Raw genomic sequence first — 23,686 nt, 5'->3', positions numbered from 1 at the left:
CCGGCGCGCGGGTGCGGCGGAATCGCAGCCTCGGGGGACTATCGCCGGGGCTGCAAAGTGTATACAGTATGGAATACAAACCGGAGACCCGCAGCATGAGCATGAGCACGACCCGCCTTCCCCGCCACGCCACCAAGATCGTCGCCACGCTCGGCCCGGCCTCGAGCACGCCCGAGCTGCTCGAGCAGATGATCCACCACAAGGTCAGCGTGGTGCGGCTCAACTTCAGCCACGGCACGGCGCAGGACCACATCAGCCGCGCCGCCATGGTGCGCGAGGCGGCACGCAAGGCAGGCCGCGAGGTGGCGATCATGGCCGACCTGCAGGGCCCGAAGATCCGGGTCGGCAAGTTCGCCGAGGGCAAGATCTGGCTGGAGGCCGGTGCGAAGTTCGTCCTGGACGGCGCGCGCACCGAGCCGGGCGACGTCCAAGCCGTGGGCCTGGACTACAAGGACCTGCCGCGCGATGTGAAGCCGGGCGACAGCCTGCTGCTGAACGACGGCCTCATCGTGCTCACCGTCGATGCCGTCAAGGGCGAGGCGGTCCACACCACGGTGCGGCTGGGCGGCGAGCTCTCCAACAACAAGGGCATCAACAAGCAGGGCGGCGGGCTCACGGCGCCGGCGCTGACGGCCAAGGACATGGAGGACATCAAGACCGCCATGAGCTTCCAGGCCGACTACGTGGCCGTGAGCTTTCCCAAGAACGCGACCGACATGGAGATGGCACGCCAGCTGTGCAACGTCGCGGCGGCCGAGTACGGCCACAAGCCGGGGCTGATCGCCAAGATCGAGCGCGCCGAGGCGATCCCGAAGCTGGACGAAATCCTGCGCGCCAGCGACGGCATCATGGTCGCGCGCGGCGACCTCGCGGTCGAGGTGGGCAACGCCGCGGTGCCGGCGCTGCAGAAGAAGATGATCCGCATGGCGCGCGAGATGGACAAGGTGGTCATCACCGCCACCCAGATGATGGAGTCGATGATCAGCAACCCGGTGCCCACCCGCGCCGAGGTCAGCGACGTGGCCAACGCGGTGCTCGACGGCACCGACGCGGTGATGCTCTCGGCCGAGACCGCCTCGGGCCGCTATCCGCTGGAGACCGTGCAGGAGATGAGCCGCATCTGCGAGGCCGCCGAAGCAGCCGAGGACCCGCACCTCGACGCCGACTTCAGCGGCCAGACCTACAGCCGCATCGACCAGTCGATCGCGATGGGCGCGCTCTTCACGGCGCACCACCTGGGCGCCAAGGCGATCGTCGCGCTGACCGAATCGGGCTCCACGCCGCTGTGGATGAGCCGGCACCGCGCCCACATCGCGATGTACGCCCTGACCTCACGCCTGGCCACCCAGCGCAAGATGGCGCTCTACCGCAACGTGCGCCCATTGCTGATGGACGCCGAGAGCGACCGCGACACGGCCCTGCTGCAGGCCGAGGCCCACCTGAAGAAGCGCGGCATCGTGCAGACCGGCGACATCTACGCCATCACCTGCGGCGAGCCCATGGGCGCGCCGGGCGGCACCAACATGCTGAAGATCTGCAGAGTCGGCTGAAGCGCAGCGTCCCGGCCGCGGCGTCGGAGCCGTCCGACAGGGGTGCTCAGTAGAATCGCTGTAGTTTTTCCTTCTTAATTTTCCCGCGAGGTACACCCATGGCACTTGTCTCGATGCGCGAACTGCTCGACCACGCTGCGGCCAACGGCTACGGCATTCCGGCCTATAACGTCAACAACCTGGAACAGGTGCAGGCCGTGATGGAAGCGGCCAAGGAGACCGGCGCACCGGTGATCCTGCAGGCCAGTGCAGGCGCGCGCAAGTACGCGGGCGAACCCTTCATCAAGCACCTGATCCTGGCCGCCGTCGAGGCTTACCCGAACATTCCGCTGGTGATGCACCAGGACCACGGCCAGAGTCCCGAGGTGTGCCAGGGCGCGATCAACCTGGGCTTTTCCTCCGTGATGATGGACGGCTCGCTCGAAGCCGACGGCAAGACCATCGCCAGCTACGACTACAACGTCGAGGTCACCCGCAAGGTGGTCGACATGGCCCACAAGGTCGGCGTGACCGTCGAAGGCGAGCTTGGCTGCCTGGGCTCGCTCGAGACCATGAAGGGCGACAAGGAAGACGGCCACGGCACTGACGCGACCATGACGCGCGAGCAGCTGCTGACCGACCCGGAGCAGGCCGCCGACTTCGTCAAGAAGACCCAGCTCGACGCGCTCGCCATCGCCATCGGCACCAGCCACGGCGCCTACAAGTTCACCCGCAAGCCTACCGGCGACATCCTCGCGATCGACCGCATCAAGGAAATCCACCGCCGCATCCCCAACACCCACCTGGTGATGCACGGCTCGTCTTCCGTGCCGCAGGACCTGTTGGCCATCATCCGCCAGTACGGCGGCAACATGAAGGAAACCTACGGCGTGCCGGTCGAGGAGATCCAGGAAGCCATCAAGTACGGCGTGCGCAAGATCAACATCGACACCGACATCCGCCTGGCGATGACCGGCGCGGTGCGCAAGTTCATGGCCGAGAACCCCGAGAAGTTCGACGCCCGCGAATGGCTCAAGCCCGCGCGCGAGGCCGCCAAGCAGATCTGCAAGCAGCGCTACATCGAATTCGGCTGCGAAGGCCAGGGCGCGAAGATCAAGGGCGAGACGCTGCAGGTCGTGGCCGCCAAGTACGCCAAGGGCGAGCTCGCGCAAGAAGTCGTCTGAGCGCTTCGCTTTTCCTGCCGAAGCCACCCTCGCGGTGGCTTTTTTCATCGCCGGGCCGCCCCAAAGTGAAAAAAACCCCCTCGGGGGGCAGCGATCACACGAAGTGAGGGAGCGTGGGGGCCATTTTTCATCGCCGGGCCGCCCCAAGATGAAAAACCCCCTCGGGGGGCAGCGACCACACGAAGTGAGGGAGCGTGGGGGCCATTTTTCACGCGCACAATCTCGGTCGTCCCGTTTCCGCCGTTCCACCATCCGTCCGCCATGACCACCGTCCACACTTCCTCCATCCAGAGCCTGCCCCTGCTTGCGCGCGGCAAGGTGCGCGACAACTACGCGGTCGGCGAGGACCGCATCCTGATGGTGGCCAGCGACCGCCTCTCGGCCTTCGACGTGATCATGGGCGAGCCGATCCCGGGCAAGGGCGTGATCCTGACGCAGATGGCGCTGTGGTGGTTCGACCGGCTGGGCCACCTGTGCCCCAACCACCTGACCGGCGAGGCGCCCGAGAGCGTGGTGACGGCCGCCGAAGTGCCGCAGGTGCGCGACCGTTCGATGCTGGTCAAGCGCCTCAAGCCCATCCCGGTCGAGGCGGTGGTGCGCGGCTACCTCGCAGGCAGCGGCTGGAAGGAATACCAGGAGAGCCGTTCCGTCTGCGGCGTGCCCCTGCCCGAGGGCCTGGGCAACGCCAGCAAGCTGCCGCAGCCGATCTTCACGCCGGCGGCCAAGGCGGCGGCGGGCGCGCACGACGAGAACATCAGCTACGAGCGCGTGGTCGAGGTGGTCGGCCCCGCGCTCGCGCAGCAGATCCGCGAGACCAGCATCGCCATCTACGAGACGGCTGCGACCATCGCGCTGGCCAAGGGCATGATCATTGCCGACACCAAGTTCGAGTTCGGTCTCGACGAGGCCGGAACGCTGGTGCTGATGGACGAGGTGCTGACCCCCGACAGCTCACGCTACTGGCCGGTCGAGGGCTATCAGGCCGCGCTCGCTGCGGGCGCCAACCCGCCGAGCTACGACAAGCAGTTCGTGCGCGACTGGCTGGAGGGAGTCAAGGTCAACGGCAAGCCCTGGGACAAGACGCCGCCGGCGCCGCGCCTGCCCGCCGAGGTCATCGAGAAGACGGCCGCCAAGTACCGTGAAGCGCTGGACCGGCTGACCGGCTGACCGGCTGACCGGCTGACCGGGTGGAGGGCCGGCCGGCCGCCGAAGGTGAATAAGTCACAAATCCGCGGGCAATAGTCACCGCACGGCGAAGCCACGATTTCACACACTTGTCCTCATTCCAACGGATGAGGAAAAAGTGCCATGAACACGACGATTGCCGAACTGTCCAACCCCCACAACGAAGCCCGCGCCGCAGCCCCGGCGTCCGATGCGCTGCAGGCCGTCCTGCTGGCGCGCGCGCTCGACGAGATCGACCACGGCCTGCTGCTCGTCGACCTGAGCGGGCGCGTCCTGCACGCCAACCAGCCCGCGCGACGCGAGCTGGCGGGCGGCCGCGCGCTGCGGACGGCCGACGGCCTGCTGTGCGCCGCGCTGCCCGCCTCGCAGGCCAAGCTGCGCCAGGCGCTGAAGGATGCGGAGCGCGACTGCCGCAGCATCGTGGAGCTCGACCCGGAGGGCGAGACGCTCTCGCTGGCGTTCGTGCCGCTGGCACATGGCAGCGCGAGGGTCGATGCGGTGCTGATCATCTGCAGCCGGCGCTCCAACTGCGAGACGCTCACCGTGCAGATGTTCGCCCGTGCCAAGCGCCTGACGCCGGCGGAGCAGGCCGTGTTGACGCAGCTGTGCGCCGGCCGCGGCGCGCAGGAGATCGCCTGCGAGCAGGGCATTCGCGTTTCCACCGTGCGCACCCACATCAAGAACGTGCGGCAGAAGACCGGCCGCGGCAGCGTCCGCGAGATCGTCCGCGAGCTGTCGCGCATGCCCCAGATCGTCTCGTCGCTGCGGCTCGCCGGGCAGGGCTGAACGGCGGGCGCGCGGGCGCCTTGCCCGGTCGCGCCGGCGATCGCGTCGCAAGGGGTGCGGGCCGTATAGTCCGCGCATGCCGCCGACGCCCGCTGCTCCCCGCGCCGACCCTCTTGCCGAACTGCCACCGCCGCTCCAGAAGCTCGCCGCACTCGGCGTCCAGCGCCGCTACCGTGCCCACGCCATGCTCATCGAGGAGGGCGATCAGGGCGGCGCCGTCTACATCGTGCTCTCGGGCCAGCTGCGCGCCTTCGTCTCCGATGCGCGCGGGCGCGAGGTGACCCTGGGCCTGCACGGTCCGGGCGAGTACGTGGGCGAGATGTCGCTCGACGGCGGGCCGCGCTCGGCCAGCGTTCAAGCCGTCGGCCCGACGCTGTGCGTGGTGGTGACGCGCGAGACCATGCTGCGGCATCTGGCGCTCGACCCGGAATTCGCGCGCGAGCTCATCATGCGGCTGATCCGGCGCGCGAGACTGGCCACCGAGAGCGCCAGGAGCATGGCCTTGCTCGATGTCTACAGCCGCCTGCGGGCGCTGCTCGAGGACCGATCGCAGCCGCAACCTGACGGCACCCTGCAGATGGAACGGCTGACCCACCAGGCGATGGCCAGCGAAATCGGATGCTCGCGCGAGATGGTGAGCCGGTTGTTGAAGGATCTGGAGAGCGGCGGCTACGTGGCAGTGCTCGGTCGGCGGCTGGTCCTGCTCAAGCCTCTGCCGGCCAAATGGTGAGCCGGGCGGGGCTCAACGCGCTCCGCCGTTGCTCAGGATGGCAACCGTTCGCCCGCTCGCGTCCAGCAGCGACAGCCTCGACATCCCCTGCAACCGGTAGCTGGCCGTGGCCTGCAGCGCGGCGAAGAACTGGGTCTCGTTGATGGTGCTTGCCTCGTTGGGGCAGGCCATGCGGGTCGCGCCCAGTTGCCGCACCCTGAGCGTGCTGCCGCTGCGCTCGTAGGTGCCGGTGACGCGGTTGCAGCCGCCCGAACCCGTCACCCTTCCGCTGCTCTTGTCGAACTGGATCTGGGCGTTGCGCCGCGGATCACTGCTCGGCTCGATCAGTTCGTTGCCGAGCTGCTCCAGCTGCCAGACCGGCCCTTCGATCGGCTCGTCGAGGTTGATGCCGCTGCCGCAGCCGCTCGCCAGCAGCGATGCAAACAGGGCCGTCGTCAAGAAGAGGGAGCGCATGGCCGGAGTTTCCTTTGCAACATGTCGAAACCCGCCAATCGTATGCGAGCCCGTTCAGTGCGCCAACGTCTCCCGCAGTCGGCGTGCCGGCATCGCCGATCGCGAAGATGAGCCCGCACTCACTTTGCCGGTGGCGTACATGCGTGCGGGTTCGTGCACTAGCTCAGCACCACGCTGCTGAGCCGGCGCCGGTAGGTCGCCACCGTCGGATCGTCCGGCGGGATCTGGCCGTCCGCCACCTTGGGCCTGGGCGGCTCGATGATTTCGAGGATCGCGATGTAGGTCTTGCGCGCCAGCTCCTCGTTCCAGTTCTTGTCGCGCATCAGGATCTCGAGCAGCTCGTCCATTGCCTCGGTCCAGCGCTGTGCGGCCATCAACAGCCGTGCCCGGTCGAAGCGCGCCTGGAAGTCGCGCCTGTTGGCGGCGATGCGCGCCTCGGCATCGGCGATCACCGGCGCAGCGCCCGTGGCCGGCGTCGCAAAGTCGATCGCATCCATCCAGCGCTGCAGGGCGTCGAAGCGGCGCACCGCCGGCGCCTTGGCAATCACCGGCGCGAAGGCCACCTTGGCGTCGTCGATGCGTGCTTCCTGGAGCAGCAGCTTGATGTAGTCGAAGCGCGCGTCGTCGTTGGACGGGTCGGTGGCGACCGCATGTTGCAGCCGTTCGAGCGCGCCCTCGGTGTCGCCCTCGACCAGCGCGTCCTGCGCAGCCTCTTCGTGCTGGGCGGCCTCGAGCTCGTCCTGGTCCGGCACATGCTTGTCGAGAAAGGCGCGGATCTGGTCGGCGGGGATGGCGCCGACGAAGCCGTCGATCGGCTGGCCGTCCTTGAACATCACGCAGAACGGGATGCTGCGCACGCCGAACATCTGGCTGAGCTGCTGGGAAATCTGGGGCACCTTGTCGGCGTCGAGCTTGGCCAGCGTGAAACGCCCGCCATACTCGGCCTCCAGCTTTTCGAGCACCGGCCCGAGCTGCTTGCAGGGGCCGCACCACTCGGCCCAGATGTCGAGCAGCACCGGGGTGGTCATCGAGCTGTCGATCAGCTCGGTCTGGAAGTTTTCGAGGGTGATGTCGATCATCGCGGGAAGCTGGGGGTGAAACGTAAAATTGAAACCATGAAGCAAGCCATACAGGTCGGCGTCGTGATGGGCTCGAACTCCGATTGGGAGACGATGCGCAACGCGGTCGAGATTCTCCAGCAATTCGGCATCGCCCATGAGGCGCGGGTGGTCTCCGCCCACCGAATGCCCGACGAACTCTTCGCCTACGCCGAGAACGCCGCCGCGCGCGGCTTGGCGGCCATCATCGCGGGCGCCGGCGGGGCCGCCCACCTGCCCGGCATGCTGGCGGCCAAGACCACGGTGCCGGTGCTGGGCGTGCCGGTGGCAAGCCGGCACCTGCAGGGCGTGGATTCGCTCTACAGCATCGTGCAGATGCCCAAGGGCGTGCCGGTCGCGACCTTCGCCATCGGCAACGCCGGCGCGGCCAACGCCGCCTTGTTCGCAATCGCAATGCTGGCCGTGGGCGACCCGGGCCTGCGCGAGCGGCTCGATGCGTTCCGGGCAAACCAGACCGAAGCCGCGAGATCGATGACATTGCCGCCGCCCGATGCGCCGGCGGTGTCCCCCTTCTCGCCACAGGGCGGAGGCGCATTGTGACCGCCGTCCTCCCCGGCGCCACGCTCGGCGTGGTGGGCGGCGGCCAGCTCGGCCGCATGTTCGCGCATGCGGCGCAGCGCATGGGCTATCTCACCGCGGTGCTCGACCCCGATGCCGACAGCCCCGCCGGCCGCGTGAGCCACCATCACATCCACACCGATTACGCCGACGTCGACGGCCTCGCGCGGCTCGCCGGCCTGGCCGATGCCATCACCACCGAGTTCGAGAACGTGCCGGCCGCCTCGCTGGAGCACCTCGCGGTGGCCCGCCCGGTGCGGCCCGGCGCCACGGCGGTGGCGATCGCGCAGGACCGCGTGCGCGAGAAGAGCCACTTCGTCGGCTGCGGCGTGGACTGCGCGCCCTACGCCGTCATCGAGTCGGCCGAGCAGGTGGTGCTCGTGCCGCCTAACCTGCTGCCGGGCATCCTCAAGACCGCGCGCTTCGGCTACGACGGCAAGGGCCAGCAGCGTGTGAACACCCGCGACGAACTGGCCGCTGCCTGGGACCGCGCCGGCCAGGTGCCCTGCGTGCTCGAGAAGCTGCTGCCGCTGGATTTCGAGTGCTCGGTCATCGTCGCGCGCGGGCACGACGGCCAGGTCGTGCACTTCCCGCCGCAGCGCAACCTGCACCGCGGCGGCATCCTCGCGGTGACCGAGGTGCACGCGAACAACATTCCCGAGTCGGCCGCGCGGCTGGCGATCGAGTCGGCCGTGGCCATTGCGGAAGGCCTGCAGTACGTGGGCGTGCTGTGCGTCGAATTCTTCGTGCTGACCGACGGAGCCCTGGTGGTCAACGAGATGGCGCCGCGCCCGCACAACAGTGGCCACTGGACCCTGGACGCCTGCGACGTCTCGCAGTTCGAGCTGCAGGTGCGCACCCTGGCTGGCCTGCCGCTCAATCCACCGCGCCAGCACAGCCCCGCGCTGATGCTGAACCTGCTGGGCGACCTCTGGTTCCCGGAGGACGAGCCCAAGCCCGTGCAGCCGCGCTGGGCCGACGTGCTGGCGCTGCCGGGCACGCACCTGCACCTCTACGGCAAGGCCGACGCGCGCCGTGGCCGCAAGATGGGCCATCTCACGATCACCGGCAACGACATCGAGGCGATCCGCAGCACGGCCGATTTCGCCGCCGCGCTGCTGGGCCTGCCGATTCCCCTCTCTGAATAACCAGCCCAACGCGATGACGATTCGCGACGGCCATTCGCCCGAAGCCATCCAGGAAGCCGCTTGCGTGCTGCGCGCCGGCGGCCTGGTCGCCTTCCCGACCGAAACCGTCTACGGCCTGGGCGCCGACGCGACGAGCGACGATGCGGTGGCCGGCATCTTCTCGGCCAAGGGCCGGCCCAGCAACCATCCGCTGATCGTCCATGTGGCGGCCGGCATCAAGGGCACGGAGGCGCTGTCGCGCTTCGCCCAGCCGCTGCCGCCCTTCGCGCAGAAGCTGGTGCAGGCCTTCTGGCCCGGTCCGCTCACGTTGATCGTCACGCGTCAGCCCGGCGTCGCCGCGGCCGCGGCCGGCGGGCAGGACACCATCGGCCTGCGCTGCCCCGACCATCCCGTGGGCCAGGCCCTGCTGGTCGCCTGTGCCGAGCAGGGCGTGCCCGGCGTGGCGGGCCCGAGCGCGAACCGCTTCGGCCGCGTGAGCCCCACCACCGCGCTGCATGTGCAGCAGGAGTTCGGCGACGCGCTGCTGGTGATCGACGGCGGCCCCTGCGACGTCGGCATCGAATCGACCATCGTCGACTGCAGCCGCGGCCAGCCGGTGCTGCTGCGCCCCGGTGCGATCACCCGCGCGCAGATCGAGGCCGCGTGCGGCGAGCCGCTGCGCGACAGGCACGAGCTGGCGGCGCCCGATCCGCGCGCTTCGGGCACGCTGGAAGCCCACTACGCGCCCAGCGCCAAGCTGAGGCTGATGGACGCCAAGGCGCTGCAGACCGGCCTCGACGTGCTGGGCGCGAACGCCGCGCACCTGGCCGTGTGGTCGCGCAGCCCGCTCAAGTGCCGTTCGCAGCGCGTGCTGCTGCGGCGCATGCCCGACGATGCCGCGGCCGCCGCCCAGCAGCTGTTCGCGATGCTGCGCAACTTCGACGCCGAAGGCGCCAAGCTGATCTGGGTGGAGACGCCGCCCGCCGGCCCGGAGTGGGAAGGCGTTCGCGACAGGCTGCAGCGCGCCGCCGCAGCCTGAGCCCCCTCGCGTTACTTCACCGTGTCGAACAGGGCCCGCGCCCGCACGTGGCAGAAGGGCGGCTCGTAGGTGCCGTGGTAGGCGCCGAAGTAGGTCGCGTAAGCCGCCGTGGTCGGGTCGGTCGGCGCCTTGCCGCCCGGGCCGTAGGTCGCCTGGATCTGCGCATCCACGTCCACCGTCGTGACCGTCGTCACCCCGCGCGCATCGAAGTCCGCCTTCGCCGGCACCATGTGCACCGCCGGCGGCACGGTCGGATCGCCGGCGCCACCGCACAGCAGCGTCTTCGCGCGTGGGCTCCAGCCGAGCAGGTCGTTCTTCCTGGCATTGAGGAAAAACGCGTTGCTCGGGTTGGTCTGGACGTCGGTGAGGAAGGCGCTCTGGAACAGCGCGTCGCGGACCTGGTTCGGCGTCTCGCCGTTGGCGCCGGGCAGGCTGCCGCTGGTCACCAGCGTGGTGAAGTTCAGCGTCGGGCTGGGCAGCAGGTTCTCGATGTAGCCGGCGTAAGGCTGCTTGTAGACCGTGTTCACGTCGGCGTAGACGTCGCCGTACACCTTCTGGTAGGAGTTGACGATGAAGGGCACGAAGAACTGGTAGCCCGCGATCGCCTGCGGCAGCTTGAAGGAGCCCGAGAGGTTGTAGGGCCCCGCCAGGTGCGCGCCGGCCACCACGTTGAACTCCAGCGGGTTGTCGCGCTCGGCCGCACGGTGCGCGGCCATCGAGGAATGGCCCCCCTGCGAGTAGCCGGTGAACATCACCTTGCCCGACAGCGAGCCGCCCGCGCTCGGCGCCGCGGCGCGCGCTGCCCGCACGGAGTCGAGCACCGTGCGCGCCTCCGAGTCGGCATGCAGGTAGGGATGGTAGGGAAAGGTGGACTTGGCGTAGCCCAGGTAGTCGGTAGCGACCACCGCATAGCCCTGGGCCGCGTACATCGCGGTCAGCAGGAAGGTCTCCGGGTCTTGCGGATTGGCCAGCGTGCGCGGCTTCTGCACGTCGGTGCCCTTGGCGTAGGCCACGAGCGGCACAGCGTTGGCACAGGGCCCGGCCGGCATCAGCAGCACGCCGGAGGCGTTGGTGACTTCGCCCTTCGGGCCCACGGTGCCATAGTTGAGCGAGACCACGTTGACGTCGCACCTGGCCTTGCCGCTGAGCGGCTGCAGGCCGTTCTGCGCGGTGCCGGCATCGATCTGCGCCGTGCTGAGCGAGGCCACGATGAGGGGTGGTTCCTTCAGCAAGCCGGTGCCGGTCCCGGACCCGATGAAAGCAAAGCCACCGCCGTCGCCGCCGCCGCCGCAGGCAGCCAGCAGGCTGGCCGTCAGGACGGCGCTCAGAAGGTGCAGACGTTTCATGCTTGTCTCCGTGGTGTGTTGTTGGTCAAGAGGGAAAGGGGCGCCCGATCCTAGGCTTGCCCTCTTCCGAGCAAGACAAGGGAAACCCCGATCCGCGGCGACGCTCCGTCACCTGGGCGACGGGCGTGCTCAGTTGTCCTGCGCCGCCCAGTCGACGAGCGCATCGAAGGCCGGCCGCGCGGCGCCCGCGCTGCCATGGTTCGCGATCGCGACCACCACCCAGCGCCTGCCGCTGGCGCCGTGCACGTAGCCGGCGATGCCTGACGAGTCGCGCAGGGTTCCGGTCTTCAGGTGGGCCGCGCCGCCCGAGCGCAGCACGCGCTTGCGCAGCGTGCCGTCCACGCCCATGGCCGGCAACGAGGACACCAGCTCGGGCATCTGGGCCGAGCGCCAGGCCACCTGCAGCATCTTCGCGAGCGCCGCCGCGCTGATGCGCTCCTCGCGCGACAGGCCCGAGCCGTTGTCGAACACGGGCTGGCCTTCGCCCGTGCCGATGCGATCGTTCCACCACTGGCGCAGCGTCGCGCGCGCACCTTCCAGCGTGCCGCGCCGCTTCTGCTGCAGCCCGAGCGTGAGGAACAGCTGTTGCGCCATCACGTTGTTGCTGTACTTGTTGATGTCGCGCACCACCTCGGCCAACGGCGGCGACTCGAACACGAAGGCCGGCTGGAGACCGCGCGGCACGGGGCCCTCGCGCACCTGGCCCTTCAACCGTGCGCCCATCTCGGCCCACATCCCGCCGACCGCGCGCATCGCATAGCTGCGCGGGTCCGCGTAGGCCACCGCCCAGGTCTTCTCGCCGCAGGCCGCGGGGTAGCTGCCCGCGAAGCCCATCCGGGCCGGATCGCCGAAGGCCGGCGCCAGCGCGGCACGCCAGTCGCCGCACTCGCCGGCCGAAAGCGGCACGGTGGAGGGCGTGCTCACGCCGCTCAGGAAGGGTTCGAAGTTGACCTGCGCGGTCTGCCCATCGCGGTTCGGCTGGAAGGTCATGACCACCGACTTGAAGTTGATCAAGAGCGCATCGGGCGCGGCGTTGTACGGCCGCTGGCCTTCGCCGTCGAAAGCGGCCGGATCGGTGTCGGCCACCTCGAAGGCGCTGCGGTCCAGCACGATGTCGCCGGCGATGGTGTGGATGCCCAGCCCCTGCACCCGCCGCAGCAGCAGCCAGAGGCGCTCCAGGACCAGCTTGGGATCGCCCTGGCCCTGGATGTAGAGATTGCCGGTCAGCACGCCGTCCCGTACCGGTCCGTCGACGTACACCGGCGTGCTCCAGGTGAAGGCCGGGCCCAGCAGGTCGAGCGCGGCGTAGGTGGTGACCAGCTTCATGACCGAGGCCGGATTCACCGGCACCTGCGTGCGCCAGGCGAGCCGCGGGGGTCGCACGCCCTCGGCGTCGGCCACCAGCAGCGTGACGGCGTCGCGCGGCACCCGGGCGCGGGCCAGCGCGGCTTCCACCTCGGCCGGGAGCGGCTGGGCCAGGGCGGGCGCCGAAGCCAGTGCGGCCAGCAGGATGAACAGGCGGACGGCGCGCGGCGCCAGGGGTCTCGGGGCGGGAGGCATCGCGCGATTATCCCGAGCCCCGGCCCGCATAGGCCCCCGAAAGCGCGGTGCATGGCCGGCCCGGGATAATCGCGCGATGCCCGCCGCCGCCCGTTTCTCCCCCCGTACCCTCGGCATCGGCGCGGCGATCGTCACCGTCGTGGTCTGGACCGCATTCATCGTCATCGCGCGGGCCTCCGCCGGCGGCTCGCTGACACCTTTCGACATCACCTTCGCCCGCATCTGCGGCGCCAGCCTGGTGCTGGTGCCCTGGGGCGCCTGGCTGGTGGCCCGGACCCGCCGCAGCGATCCGGGGTGCAGCTCGCTCTTCGGCCTGTCGCCGGTCCCGCTGCGCGCCACCGTGGCGACCGGCATCTTCGGCGGCCTCGCCTACGCCCTGCTCGCCTACACCGGCTTCTTTTATGCGCCGGCCACCCATGCTTCGGTGCTGATGCCCGGCAGCCTGCCGCTGTGGACGGCGCTGCTCGCGGCCGTGGTGCTGCGCGACCGCCTGACGCCGGCACGCCTGGTCGGTCTCGGGCTGATCGTGCTGGGCGACCTGCTCGTCGGCGGCGCCAGCCTGCTGCACGCCTTCGAGGGCGGCCAGATCTGGAAGGGCGATCTGCTGTTCATGAGCGCCGCCTTCTGCTGGGCCTGCTACAGCGTGATGGTGCGCCGCCACGCGCTCGAGGCGGTGCGCGCCACGATTGCCATTACCGTGTTCGCCTTCCTCACCTACGTGCCGGCTTATGCGCTGCTGGCCGGGATCGGCGTGGTGGCGAGCCGGCTGGCCAGTGCGCCGGTCGGCGAGATCGCCTTCCAGATGCTGTTCCAGGGCGTGGGCTCGGTGGTCATCTCGGGCATCAGTTTCACCCGGATGATCCAGTACTTCGGGCCGGTGCGCTCGACCATGATCACCGCGCTGGTACCGGGCCTGTCGGCGCTGGGGGCCGTCGTCTTCCTGGGCGAGCCGCTGCACTGGAATCTGGTGGCGGGGCTGCTGCTCGTGACCGCGGGCATCGTGTTCGGCGTGCAGCGCATGCGCACGGGCGGTGTGGCCGCGGCGGCCGCCGCACGAGGGTGATGCAATGGCGGCAGAGACGAAGCTCCTGGCCTTCGACACCAGCACCGAGTGGCTGTCGGTCGCGGTGGGTCGCGGCGAGCGCGTGGTCTCGCGCAACGGCCCTGGCGGCGCCCAGGCCTCCAGCAGCCTGATCCCGCTGATCCAGGAACTGCTCGCCGAAGCCGGCCTGGCCATGGCCGAACTCGACGCGATCGCCTTCGGGCGCGGGCCGGGCTCCTTCACCGGCTTGCGCACCGCCTGCTCGGTCGCGCAAGGCTTGGGCTTCGGCGCCGGCGTCCCGCTGCTGCCCGTCGACACCCTGCATGCTGTGGCGGAAGAGGCGCGCCACCGCTTCGGCGCCACGCGCGTGGTCGCGCTGCTCGATGCGCGCATGGATGAGCTCTATGCGGCGCACTACGATTTCGAGCAACCCGCAGGAAACGATGCCGAACCACGGCTGCTGGCGCCCGAGCAGGTGCAGGTGCCGCCGGGCTGGGCGCTCGCCGGGAACGTCTTCACCGCCTACGGCGGACGCCTGCCGCCCGCCGCGGCGTGCCACGAGGCGCTGCCCGCCGCCGAGGCGATGCTCCGGCTGGCCCCTGAATTGCTCGCTGCCGGGCGGGCCGTCCCGCCAGCGCAGGCGTGGCCGCTGTATGTTCGCGATAAAGTTGCACAAACCACCCAAGAGCGCGCTGCCCTCAAGGCGGCACAAACCAACCAGTCGACATGAGCCGCACGGCCGTTCCTAAGGCGAATAGCACCGCAGCCCGCAGGGCGGAGGTTATCGAATGAGCGCCGTCCTGCAGCCGCGTGAAGCCCGCCTCGAGCCGATCACGATCGAGCGGATACCGGCCGTGTGCGCGATCGAACGCAGCGCCTACACCCACCCCTGGACGCCGGCCAACTTCAGCGATTCGATCATCGCGGGCTATCACTGCCAATGCCTCGTGGCCCCGCCCGCCCTGACCGACGAGGCCGCGCCGGCGCGGCGGCCGCGCGCACTCTGGAGCCGGCTGGCGGGGCAGACCGGCGGCGAGTCGCTGATCGGCTATTTCGTCGCCATGAAGGGCGTCGACGAGGTGCACCTCCTCAACATCACCGTGGCGCCGGCTTTCCAGGGCCAGGGCTGGGCGCCGCTGATGCTGGAGGCGCTGTCGGGCTGGTCGCGGGGCCAGAACGCGCAGTGGCTCTGGCTCGAGGTGCGGGCCAGCAACCTGCGGGCACTGGCCATCTACGAGCGCCACGGCTTCCGGCGCGTGGGCGTGCGCAAGGGCTACTACCCGGCCGAAGGCCATGCACGCGAGGACGCGGTGGTGATGAGCCTGCGCCTCAATGAATCCAGCAGCGCCTGGGGCAGCTTGAAGTAGAAGACAAGACATGGACGGCACGTTGAACCTGGATGCGCGGCAGCGCGCGATGCTCGACGAGATGGGCGTCAAGCTCTGGTGGCCCGCCGCGGCGCCCAGCGACGCGCCGGCGGAAGCGCCTTCGCCGCGCAGCGCGCAAGAGGAATCCGTCGCTGCGCCGGTGGCCGCCCGCGCCGTCGTGCCGCCGCCGGCGCCGGCGCCGATCTCCGCGCCTCCCGTCGCGGCCCGCCCGTTGGCCGCGCCCTCCGGCGCGAGCGTGCTGATCGAGGCCACGCGCCATCTCTATGGCCCCGAAGCGGCCGGCGGCTGGCTGATCGTCGCCGACATGCCGCCCGAGCTCGACGGCCGCCATGGCGAGCCCTTCGCCGGCGATGCCGGCCGCCTGTTGGAGGCCATGCTGCGCGCGCTGCAGTTGCATGGCGGCGCCTCGCCCGTGCGCCTGATGCGCACCCACCGCGGGGTGGCCTCGGGCCAGCCGGGCAGCCCGCGTCCCATCGCGGAGGGATTGGCCGATACGGCGCCGACGCCCCAGGTGGTGCTGGCGATGGGGCCGCTGGCCGCTCAGAGCCTGCTGCAAAGCGGCGAGCCGCTGGGCCGGCTGCGCGGCCAGCCTGCGCGCATCGCCATGCCTGGGTGGGAGGACGTTCCCCTTGTCGTGACCTACCACCCGGCCTACCTGCTGCGCAATCCGGCGGACAAGGCCCGCGCCTGGGCCGACCTGTGCCTTGCCGCGGCACAGTTGCCGCCGCCGAACTGAGCGCTTGCCGGGTCGGCGCCTAGAATTCCGCCCCATGATCTTCCTGGACAAGCTGCGCGCCGCCGAGCGCCGCAACGGCTCGCTGCTGTGCGTCGGCCTCGATCCCGAACCCGCCAAGTTCCCCGCCCGACTGAAAGGCGATGCCAGCAAGATCTACGACTTCTGCGCCGCCATCGTCGATGCCACGGCCGACCTGGCGATCGCCTTCAAGCCGCAGATCGCCTACTTCGCCGCGTACCGCGCCGAAGACCAGCTCGAAAAACTCATGGAGCACCTGCGCCGCAACGCGCCCGAGGTGCCGGTGATCCTCGACGCCAAGCGCGGCGACATCGGCTCCACCGCGGAGCAGTACGCGCGCGAGGCCTTCGAGCGCTATGGCGCCGACGCGGTCACGCTCTCCCCCTTCATGGGCTTCGATTCGGTCGAGCCCTACCTGCGCCACGGAGGCAAGGGCGCCTTCCTGCTGTGCCGCACCAGCAATCCGGGCGGCGACGACCTGCAGGCCCAGCGCCTTGCCGGCGTGGAAGGCCAGCCCTTCCTGTATGAACACATCGCGAAGCTGGTGCAGGGCCCCTGGAACCTGAACGGCCAGCTGGGCCTGGTGGTCGGCGCCACCTACCCGGCCGAGATCGAGCGGGTGCGCGCGCTGGCGCCGACCGTGCCGCTCCTGATTCCCGGCGTCGGCGCCCAGGGCGGCGATGCGGTCGCCACTGTGCGTGCGGGCTGGCGCACCGATGCGCCGATCGTGGTCAGCTCCTCCCGCGCCATTTGTTACGCGTCGGCCGGCGAGGACTTCGCGCAGGCCGCACGGGATGAGGCCATTCGTACTCGCGACCGCCTCGAACAAGCGAAAAACTGAAGCCATCCTCGTCAGCGCCGACAAGCATCAATTGTGTCCGGTGACGAAAAAAGTCACATTTCGGAACAATTGTTGTCGATGTTCCTCGCCTTCATGGCTCCTGCGTGCGGTCAGTGGGCCGGCATGGCAATTGCCTTGAAGGGCCAGGCGTCAAGCGCCGAGGAGCGAGGAATTCATGGTGGAAGATCTAGCGACCGATCGCGTTGGGGCGATCGACGAGCCGCTGCGCGCGCCTGAAGCGCGTGCAGACAGTCCTGCGGCCACGACGGGACCGCGCAACCCCCTGCCGCTGGCCACTGCACTGGCTGCTGCGGCGGCGCTCGCAGCCTGCGGCGGCGGGGGTGGCGGCGGTGGAGGCGGCTTCGCCGCATTTGGCGGCGGCGACAGCGGCAGCAGCGGCGACACGGTCCAGGCCGGCACCCTGACGCCACTGGCCAGCACGCCGAGCGCACAGACCTACGTCTACACCCAGGCCAAGACCGACGACGAGGCCGCGCGCTTCCTGCTGCAGGCGCAGTTCTCCGCCTCCGAAGCCGAGATCGCCGCGGTGCGTACCCAGGGCTACCTGCCCTGGCTCGGCGAGCAGATGGACCGGGCGCCCACGCAGACCGGCTGGGCCTGGATCGCGAGCAAGCCCTATGGCAGCGTCAACACCGACGACATGATCTGGAGCCAGCTCATGACCTCGGCCGACGGCGTGCGCAAGCGCCTGGCGCTGGCGCTGTCGGAGATCTTCGTGGTCTCGGCCAACGACGTCAGCTCCAACTGGACCGCCTATATGTTCGCGCAGTACTGGGACATGCTGGTCGCGGGCGTCACCGGCAATTTCCGCCAGCTGCTGGAGAACGTGACGCTCAACCCGGCGATGGGCTACTACCTCAACACCAAGGGCAACCAGAAGGAGAACGCCCAGGGCCGCCAGCCGGACGAGAACTATGCGCGCGAGGTCATGCAGCTCATGAGCATCGGCCTCTACCAGCTCAATGTCGATGGCTCGGTCAAGACCGGCGCCGACGGTGCACCCCTGGAGTCCTACACCCAGGACGACGTCACCAACCTGGCTCGCGTGTTCACCGGTTACGACCTCGACATCCCCGCCGCCGAGCGCAACGCCTTCGCTCCGCCGGGCGAGAGCTACACCATCGAGAGCAACGCCTGGACCCAGCGGCCCATGGCGCTCACCGCCTCGCGCCATTCGATGCTGGAGGCGAAGTTCCTCGGCGCTACCGTGCCTGCCAACACCGAGGGCAGGGCCGCGCTCAAGATCGCGCTGGACACGCTGTTCAACCATGCCAATGTCGGGCCCTTCATCGGCCGGCAGCTGATCCAGCGCCTGGTCACCAGCAATCCGAGCGCTGCCTACGTGAAGCGCGTGTCCGATGTCTTCGCCGACAACGGCGCCGGCATGCGCGGCGACATGAAGAGCGTGTTCGCCGCGGTGCTGCTCGACAACGAGGCCCGCAGCCCCGCGGGCCTTGCGGACCCGAACTTCGGCCACCTTCGCGAGCCGATGCTGCGGCTGGTGCAGTGGGGGCGCACCTTCGGCGCCGGCTCCACGGCCGGCACCTGGAAGATCGGCAACCGCTCCGATGCGGCCAGTTCGCTGGGCCAGAGCCCGCTGCGCTCGCCCTCGGTCTTCAACTTCTTCCGGCCAGGCTACGTGCCGCCGTCCAGCGCGATGGCGAATGCCAGGCTGGTCGCGCCCGAGTTCCAGCTGGTCAACGAGACCAGCGTGGGCGGCTATCTCAACTTCATGCAGAACGTCGTGCCCAACGGCTTCAACGGCAGGGACGTGATCGCGAGCTATGCGGCCGAGAAGGCGCTGGTGCTCGATCCGGCCGCGCTGGTGCGCCGCCTCAACCTGCTGATGTCGGCCAACCAGCTCGACGCCGGCACCGTCGAGCTGATCACCAACGCCCTGGCCACGCCGGCCGTCACCGCGGCCAGCAGCGACACCCTCAAGAACAACCGGGTGTACGCCGCCGTGCTGATGGTGATGGCCGCGCCGGGCTACCTGGTCCAGAAATAAGGAAAGCGCGATGCACCTCATCGATCCCCAGGCCCATACCCGCCGCGCCTTCCTGCGCCGCTCGGGCCAGCTCGCCATGGCCGGCAGCGCGCTGCCCTTCGCGCTCAACCTCGCCGCCATCGGCGAGGCGGCCGCGCAGGCCGCTCCGGGCGACGACTACAAGGCGCTGGTGTGCGTCTTCCTGTTCGGCGGCAACGACTACGCCAACACCGTCGTCACCTACGACGACCCCAGCTACAACGCCTACAGCGCGATCCGCGGCGGCGCTGCCGGCCAGGCGGCCGGAGGCGTCGCACTGGCCAAGGCAGATCTCGTGCCGACGCTGCTCAGCCCGAGCACGCCGCTGGCGGACGGGCGGCAGTACGCGCTGCACCCGGCCATGAGCGCGCTGGCGGGCCTGTTCAACACCGACGCGAAGATGGCGGTGCAGCTCAACGTCGGCCCGCTGGTGGTGCCGCTCACGCGCGCCCAGTTCAACAACGGCAACAAGAAGCTCTACCCGCAGCCGCCGAAGCTGTTCTCGCACAACGACCAGCAGTCGACCTGGCAGTCCTCCTCGCCCGAGGGCTCGACCGTGGGCTGGGGCGGCAACATCGGCGACCTGATGCTCACGCAGAACAGCAACGCGCTGTTCACCTGCATGTCGGTTGCCGGCAACGCGGTGTTCCTTTCGGGCGACGCGGCCCTGCAGTACCAGGTCAGCACCGGCGGCGCAGTCAGGATCGGCAGCGTGACGGGCGGCAACGTGTACGGCTCGAGCTCGGTCAAGGCCGCGATGGCGCAGCTCGTGCAGCAGGCGCGCGGCCACGCGCTGGAGAACGAATACAACCGGATCACGAAGCGCGCGGTCGATGCCGAAGGCAGCGTCACCTCGGCCATCGGCGCGGCCTACGCGACCGGCACCTTCCCGGACACCGGGCTCGGCCGGCAGCTCGCGATGGTCGCGCGCCTGATCCGCGGCCGCGCCACGCTGGGCACCCGGCGGCAGGTGTTCTTCGTCTCGATGGGCGGCTTCGACCTGCACGACAACCTGATCGCCAACCAGCCCGGCCTGTTGAAGCAGCTGAGCGACGCCATGGCCGCCTTCTACCGCGAGACGGTCGCGCTGGGCCTGGGCGACAAGGTCACGGCGTTCACGGCCTCCGACTTCGGCCGCACGCTGGCTTCCAACGGCGACGGGTCGGACCATGGCTGGGGCGGGCACCACTTCGTGGTCGGCGGTGCGGTCAAGGGCAAGCAGATCTACGGCACGCCGCAGGTCGTCAGCATCAACAACGACTCGAAGCTGCCCGGCTACGAAGGCCACGTGGGGCAGGGCAGGCTGATCCCCTCGACCTCGGTCGACCAGTACGGCGCGACGCTGGCAAGCTGGTTCGGCGTGCCCGCCGGGAGCCTGGAGAACATCCTGCCGAATCTCCGGAACTTCGGCGGGAACGTGAACGGGATCAACTATCCGAAGAACATCGGATTCATGATTTGACGCCTCGACTTCATCGGCCCGAGCGTTGATCAGCCAAGGGGAGTCCGTGGACGGTTGCTAAGATGGCTTTCGGAAGGGGCCAGGCATGCGAGTGACAGCAACGGAAACGAAGAACCGAATCGGCCACAACTTCGGGCAAGCTGAGCGCGAGCCCGTGCACATCATCAAGAACGACCGCGTTGCGGGCGTGCCCAGTTCACGACGGGCACTTGGCGCTGCCAAACTGACGCTCCAAGTTCTTAAAGGAGACAACCGATGAAGTACACAGGCAGCTGCCATTGCGGCCGGATCGCGTTCGAGGTCGGGGGTGAGATCCAGGGTGCGATGGCATGCAACTGCTCGATGTGCCAGCGCAAGGGTTCCCTGCTGTGGTTCGTGCCGCACGAGCAGCTCGTGCTGAAGACCCCGCCCGAGGACATGAGCACCTACCTGTTCAACAAGCACGTCATCTCGCACCGCTTCTGCCCGGTCTGCGGCATCCACCCGTTCGGCGAGGGCACCGATCCAAAGGGCAACAAGATGGCGGCCATCAACATCCGGTGCCTCGAGGGCATCGACCTCGACTCGGTGCCGGTGCAGCATTTCGACGGGCGCTCGAAGTGAACCCCCCCGAGCTCGAGGCCTACCTGCACGCACACATCCCGCTGTCGAAGGCCATGCAGGTGAGCGTGCTGATGGCCGACGAGGCAGCCGTCGTGCTCGCGGCACCACTGGCGCCCAACATCAATCACCGCGAGACGGTGTTCGGCGGCAGCGCTTCGGCAGTGGCCATCCTCGCCGCCTGGTCGCTGCTGCACACCCGGCTTCAGCGCGCCGGCATCGCAAGCCGGCTGGTGATCCAGCGCAACAGCATGGACTATGGGCTGCCCATCACCGGGGACTTCACGGCGCGATCCTCCATACCCGAGGAGGTCGAGACCTGGCCGGCCTTCCTGCGCATGCTGACGCGCAAGGGGCGCGGTCGCATCGCGGTCGAAGCGGTGCTGGAGCAGGACGGCCGCGAGGTCGGCCGCCTCGAAGGCGAATTCGTGGCGCTGGGCGCATTGGCAGCCTGAAACGGCCGTTGCCTTCCGTCGGCCGCCGCGCCACAGTACGCCGACCATGACGACCCCTCCCTTCCCCCTCGAAGGCGGCTGCACCTGCCGCGCCGTGCGCTACCGCGTGACGACGCGGCCGCTCTTCGTCCATTGCTGCCATTGCCGCTGGTGCCAGCGCGAGACCGGCAGCGCCTTTGCCATCAACGCGATGATCGAGGCCGACCGCCTGCAGCGGCTGCAGGGCGAGGTCGAGCTGGTGCTGACGCCTTCGCTGAGCGGCAAGGGCCAGAAGATCGCGCGCTGCCCGCATTGCAGGATCGCGCTGTGGAGCCACTACGCGGGCTCGGGCGATGCGGTGTGCTTCGTGCGCGTGGGCACGCTCGACATGCCGGACCACCTGCTGCCGGACATCCACATCTTCACCTCGTCGAAGCAGCCATGGGTGCAACTGCCGCCCGGCGTGCCCGCCGTGCCCGAGTACTACCGCAGCGCGGAGCATTGGCCGGCCGAGAGCCTGGAACGCGGCAGGGCGCTGAAGGCCGCACGGGCCGCCGCAGCCGACGGCTGAGGCGGGCCGCTCAGCGCGGCGTCGCGCCCAGCCGCTGCGAGATTTCGCCCGCGCAGCGCTTCAGCGCCTGCGCGACCGGACCTTCCCAACTGGCATCGAAGACCGCCGTGGTCCCGATCGCCGTGATCGCCAGCGCGATCGCGCCCGTGTGGTCGAACACCGGCGCCGACATCGCGCTCACCCCCGGCACGATCTCGCCGTCGGAACGGCTCATGCCGTGTTCGCGCACCGCGTGCAGCTGCGCCTCGAAGGCCTTCCAGTCCGGCAGCGGCGGCGCCGGCGGCATGCCGACATGGCGCTCCGGACGGCCGCTGGCCTTTTCGCGCCGGCGCTCCTTCTCCAGCATGCCCCTGACCTCGTCGGCCTCGAGGTAGGCGGCGAAGAGCCGGCCGGAGGCGGTACTGGTCAGCGAGAACACCGTGCCGTGCCGCATGCTCACGTGCAGGGCGGCCGGCGATTCGGCGACCCGCACGATGGTCGCGCCGCGGTCGCCCCACACCGCGATGGCCGTGGTGTGCCCGATCTCCTGCGCCAGCCCCGCCACCAGCGGCGTCGCGACGTGCACCGGATCGGCCTGCTGCAGGCTGATCAACCCCAGTTGCAAGGCGAGCGGACCGAGCAGATAGTGACCACTGGCGCGGTCCTGCTCGATCAGCCCGAGCCGGCTGAAGCTGACCAGGTAGGGGTGCGCCTTGGCGGGCGACATCTCGGCCTCCCTGGCCAGGTCCTTCAGCGCCATCGACCGGCCGTGGTGCACCAGTGCGCGCAGCAGCTGGCCGCCCACCTCGATGCTCTGGATGCCGCGCTGCGCGCGATCGCTGTTGTCAGTGGCCATGACCGTCTCGCGTTTGTTCATGCAGAAGGCATTAGACATGAACGGAAAGCCGGACTACACTCCGCTTCGTTCGTTCCATGCGAATCAGTTCAACTTAGACGAATTCCACAAGGAGACCCCCGATGAGCCAGACCAAGGTTTTCGCCAGCCAGGCCGACCTGGAAGAAAAGAAGATCACCTTCAGCCAGATCTCCGAACACGCCTGGGCCTACACGGCCGAGGGCGACCCCAACACCGGCATCATCATTGGCGACAACGCCGTGCTCGTGGCCGATACCCAGGCCACGCCGGCCATGGCGGCGGATGTGGTGCGCCGCATCCGCGAGGTGACCGACAAGCCCATCAAGTACGTGGTGCTCACCCACTACCACGCGGTCCGCGTGCTGGGCGCGAGCGCCTACGAGCCGCAGGAAATCCTGGCGAGCCAGGACACCTACGACCTGATCGTCGAGCGCGGCGAGGCCGACAAGGCCAGCGAAATCGGCCGCTTCCCGCGCCTGTTCCAGAACGTCGAGACCGTGCCGCCGGGCCTGACCTGGCCCACCATGACCTTCAGCGGCAAGATGACCGTGTGGCTGGGCAAGCTCGAAGTCCAGCTCATCCAGCTCGGGCGCGGACACACCAAGGGCGACACCGTGGTCTGGCTGCCGGGCGAGAAGACCCTGCTGTCGGGCGACCTGGTCGAGTTCGATGCCACGCCCTATGCCGGCGACGCCTATTTCCAGGACTGGCCGAAGACGCTGGACAACATCGCCGCGCTGGGCCCCAAGGCGCTGGTGCCCGGCCGCGGTGCCGCGCTCACCACGCCGGAAGAGGTGGCCAAGGGCCTGGCCGGCACGCGCAGCTTCATCGCCGACGTCTACGAGAGCGTGCAGGCCGGCGTGAAGTCCGGGCGCGACCTCAATGCCGTCTACCAGGAGACCTACGCGAAGCTGAAGCCCAAGTACAGCCAGTGGGTGATCTTCGACCACTGCATGCCCTTCGACGTGAGCCGCGCCTACGACGAGGCCTCCGGCCACCGCGATCCGCGCGTGTGGACGGCGGAGCGGGACGTCGAGATGTGGAAGGCGCTCGAAGGCTGAGGCATCTCTACGGAG

Annotated in this window: 24 protein-coding genes; 19 read left to right on the top strand and 5 right to left on the bottom strand. The window is 69.3% G+C overall.

Annotation, left to right across the window (positions count from 1 at the left end):
• The first annotated feature begins 101 nt into the window (after window positions 1–101).
• The 5 genes from pyk (at window position 102) to ACMGEZ_RS12735 (ending at window position 5,414) form a co-directional block, all read left to right on the top strand.
• Window positions 102–1,550, top strand: a complete 1,449-nt coding sequence (gene pyk / locus ACMGEZ_RS12755; RefSeq protein ID WP_436822948.1) for a pyruvate kinase — start codon at window positions 102–104, stop codon at window positions 1,548–1,550.
• Window positions 1,551–1,648: 98 nt separating this feature from the next.
• The gene (gene fba, locus ACMGEZ_RS12750) at window positions 1,649–2,713 is read left to right on the top strand and encodes a class II fructose-bisphosphate aldolase (RefSeq protein WP_436822640.1); all 1,065 of its coding nucleotides are present in this window, start codon (window positions 1,649–1,651) and stop codon (window positions 2,711–2,713) included.
• A gap of 261 nt (window positions 2,714–2,974) precedes the next feature.
• On the top strand, window positions 2,975–3,880 hold the full coding sequence (locus ACMGEZ_RS12745; protein ID WP_436822639.1) for a phosphoribosylaminoimidazolesuccinocarboxamide synthase: 906 nt from the start codon (window positions 2,975–2,977) through the stop codon (window positions 3,878–3,880).
• Window positions 3,881–4,021: 141 nt separating this feature from the next.
• Window positions 4,022–4,684 (top strand): helix-turn-helix transcriptional regulator, encoded by a 663-nt coding sequence (locus tag ACMGEZ_RS12740; RefSeq protein ID WP_436822638.1) that lies wholly within the window; start codon window positions 4,022–4,024, stop codon window positions 4,682–4,684.
• Window positions 4,685–4,760: 76 nt separating this feature from the next.
• Window positions 4,761–5,414 (top strand): Crp/Fnr family transcriptional regulator, encoded by a 654-nt coding sequence (locus tag ACMGEZ_RS12735; protein ID WP_436822637.1) that lies wholly within the window; start codon window positions 4,761–4,763, stop codon window positions 5,412–5,414.
• 12 nt (window positions 5,415–5,426) lie between these two features.
• Here the strand turns inward: ACMGEZ_RS12735 and ACMGEZ_RS12730 are convergent, their stop codons facing one another.
• Together ACMGEZ_RS12730 and ACMGEZ_RS12725 are read right to left on the bottom strand one after the other, a co-directional pair.
• Window positions 5,427–5,867: an META domain-containing protein gene (locus tag ACMGEZ_RS12730; protein ID WP_436822636.1), complete on the bottom strand. Its 441-nt coding sequence runs from the start codon at window positions 5,865–5,867 to the stop codon at window positions 5,427–5,429.
• Window positions 5,868–6,025: 158 nt separating this feature from the next.
• Window positions 6,026–6,946 (bottom strand): tetratricopeptide repeat protein, encoded by a 921-nt coding sequence (locus ACMGEZ_RS12725; RefSeq protein ID WP_436822635.1) that lies wholly within the window; start codon window positions 6,944–6,946, stop codon window positions 6,026–6,028.
• Window positions 6,947–6,982: 36 nt separating this feature from the next.
• Here ACMGEZ_RS12725 and purE point away from each other — a divergent pair, with 36 nt between their 5' ends.
• Genes purE through ACMGEZ_RS12710 form a run of 3 tightly spaced genes read left to right on the top strand, consistent with a single transcriptional unit; the run spans window position 6,983 to window position 9,709 of the window.
• Window positions 6,983–7,525 carry a 5-(carboxyamino)imidazole ribonucleotide mutase gene (gene purE / locus ACMGEZ_RS12720; protein ID WP_436822634.1) on the top strand — a complete coding sequence of 181 codons (543 nt, stop codon included), beginning with the start codon at window positions 6,983–6,985 and terminating at the stop codon, window positions 7,523–7,525.
• The gene (locus ACMGEZ_RS12715; protein ID WP_436822633.1) at window positions 7,522–8,691 is read left to right on the top strand and encodes a 5-(carboxyamino)imidazole ribonucleotide synthase; all 1,170 of its coding nucleotides are present in this window, start codon (window positions 7,522–7,524) and stop codon (window positions 8,689–8,691) included. Before purE ends, ACMGEZ_RS12715 begins: the two co-directional genes overlap by 4 nt.
• 13 nt (window positions 8,692–8,704) lie before the next feature.
• Entirely contained in the window at window positions 8,705–9,709 is a 1,005-nt protein-coding gene (locus ACMGEZ_RS12710; protein ID WP_436822632.1) for an L-threonylcarbamoyladenylate synthase, read from the top strand.
• Between the two features lie 11 nt (window positions 9,710–9,720).
• Here ACMGEZ_RS12710 and ACMGEZ_RS12705 read toward each other — a convergent pair whose 3' ends face one another.
• On the bottom strand, window positions 9,721–11,055 hold the full coding sequence (locus ACMGEZ_RS12705) for a lipase family protein (protein ID WP_436822631.1): 1,335 nt from the start codon (window positions 11,053–11,055) through the stop codon (window positions 9,721–9,723).
• Between the two features lie 129 nt (window positions 11,056–11,184).
• The gene (dacB, locus tag ACMGEZ_RS12700) at window positions 11,185–12,615 is read right to left on the bottom strand and encodes a D-alanyl-D-alanine carboxypeptidase/D-alanyl-D-alanine endopeptidase (protein ID WP_436822630.1); all 1,431 of its coding nucleotides are present in this window, start codon (window positions 12,613–12,615) and stop codon (window positions 11,185–11,187) included.
• Window positions 12,616–12,691: 76 nt separating this feature from the next.
• On the opposite strand from dacB, the gene ACMGEZ_RS12695 reads away from it, so the two are divergent.
• The 10 genes from ACMGEZ_RS12695 to ACMGEZ_RS12650 all read left to right on the top strand — a co-directional run bounded on the left by ACMGEZ_RS12695 (window position 12,692) and on the right by ACMGEZ_RS12650 (window position 21,754).
• Complete coding sequence (locus ACMGEZ_RS12695) at window positions 12,692–13,678, top strand: DMT family transporter (RefSeq protein ID WP_436822629.1); 987 nt, start codon at window positions 12,692–12,694, stop codon at window positions 13,676–13,678.
• A gap of 4 nt (window positions 13,679–13,682) precedes the next feature.
• The gene (tsaB, locus tag ACMGEZ_RS12690) at window positions 13,683–14,387 is read left to right on the top strand and encodes a tRNA (adenosine(37)-N6)-threonylcarbamoyltransferase complex dimerization subunit type 1 TsaB (RefSeq protein ID WP_436822628.1); all 705 of its coding nucleotides are present in this window, start codon (window positions 13,683–13,685) and stop codon (window positions 14,385–14,387) included.
• Window positions 14,388–14,445: 58 nt separating this feature from the next.
• On the top strand, window positions 14,446–15,024 hold the full coding sequence (gene rimI, locus ACMGEZ_RS12685) for a ribosomal protein S18-alanine N-acetyltransferase (RefSeq protein WP_436822627.1): 579 nt from the start codon (window positions 14,446–14,448) through the stop codon (window positions 15,022–15,024).
• 10 nt (window positions 15,025–15,034) lie between these two features.
• Entirely contained in the window at window positions 15,035–15,781 is a 747-nt protein-coding gene (locus ACMGEZ_RS12680) for a uracil-DNA glycosylase family protein (protein WP_436822626.1), read from the top strand.
• 34 nt (window positions 15,782–15,815) lie between these two features.
• Window positions 15,816–16,640: an orotidine-5'-phosphate decarboxylase gene (gene pyrF, locus ACMGEZ_RS12675; RefSeq protein WP_436822625.1), complete on the top strand. Its 825-nt coding sequence runs from the start codon at window positions 15,816–15,818 to the stop codon at window positions 16,638–16,640.
• Between the two features lie 175 nt (window positions 16,641–16,815).
• On the top strand, window positions 16,816–18,669 hold the full coding sequence (locus ACMGEZ_RS12670) for a DUF1800 domain-containing protein (RefSeq protein WP_436822624.1): 1,854 nt from the start codon (window positions 16,816–16,818) through the stop codon (window positions 18,667–18,669).
• Window positions 18,670–18,679: 10 nt separating this feature from the next.
• Entirely contained in the window at window positions 18,680–20,149 is a 1,470-nt protein-coding gene (locus tag ACMGEZ_RS12665) for a DUF1501 domain-containing protein (protein WP_436822623.1), read from the top strand.
• Window positions 20,150–20,404: 255 nt separating this feature from the next.
• Complete coding sequence (locus ACMGEZ_RS12660; RefSeq protein ID WP_436822622.1) at window positions 20,405–20,752, top strand: GFA family protein; 348 nt, start codon at window positions 20,405–20,407, stop codon at window positions 20,750–20,752.
• The gene (locus ACMGEZ_RS12655; protein WP_436822621.1) at window positions 20,749–21,204 is read left to right on the top strand and encodes a YiiD C-terminal domain-containing protein; all 456 of its coding nucleotides are present in this window, start codon (window positions 20,749–20,751) and stop codon (window positions 21,202–21,204) included. Before ACMGEZ_RS12660 ends, ACMGEZ_RS12655 begins: the two co-directional genes overlap by 4 nt.
• A gap of 46 nt (window positions 21,205–21,250) precedes the next feature.
• Complete coding sequence (locus tag ACMGEZ_RS12650; RefSeq protein ID WP_436822620.1) at window positions 21,251–21,754, top strand: GFA family protein; 504 nt, start codon at window positions 21,251–21,253, stop codon at window positions 21,752–21,754.
• 10 nt (window positions 21,755–21,764) lie between these two features.
• On the opposite strand, the gene ACMGEZ_RS12645 is transcribed toward ACMGEZ_RS12650, so the two are convergent.
• Window positions 21,765–22,589, bottom strand: coding sequence for an IclR family transcriptional regulator (locus ACMGEZ_RS12645; protein ID WP_436822947.1), 825 nt, complete (start codon window positions 22,587–22,589; stop codon window positions 21,765–21,767).
• Between the two features lie 122 nt (window positions 22,590–22,711).
• Here ACMGEZ_RS12645 and ACMGEZ_RS12640 point away from each other — a divergent pair, with 122 nt between their 5' ends.
• Entirely contained in the window at window positions 22,712–23,671 is a 960-nt protein-coding gene (locus tag ACMGEZ_RS12640) for an MBL fold metallo-hydrolase (RefSeq protein ID WP_436822619.1), read from the top strand.
• Window positions 23,672–23,686: the final 15 nt, after the last annotated feature.

The organism is Variovorax stachyos, from assembly GCF_051400855.1.
Classification (GTDB): domain Bacteria; phylum Pseudomonadota; class Gammaproteobacteria; order Burkholderiales; family Burkholderiaceae_C; genus Variovorax.
This window is presented reverse-complemented; position numbering and strand designations above follow the sequence as displayed.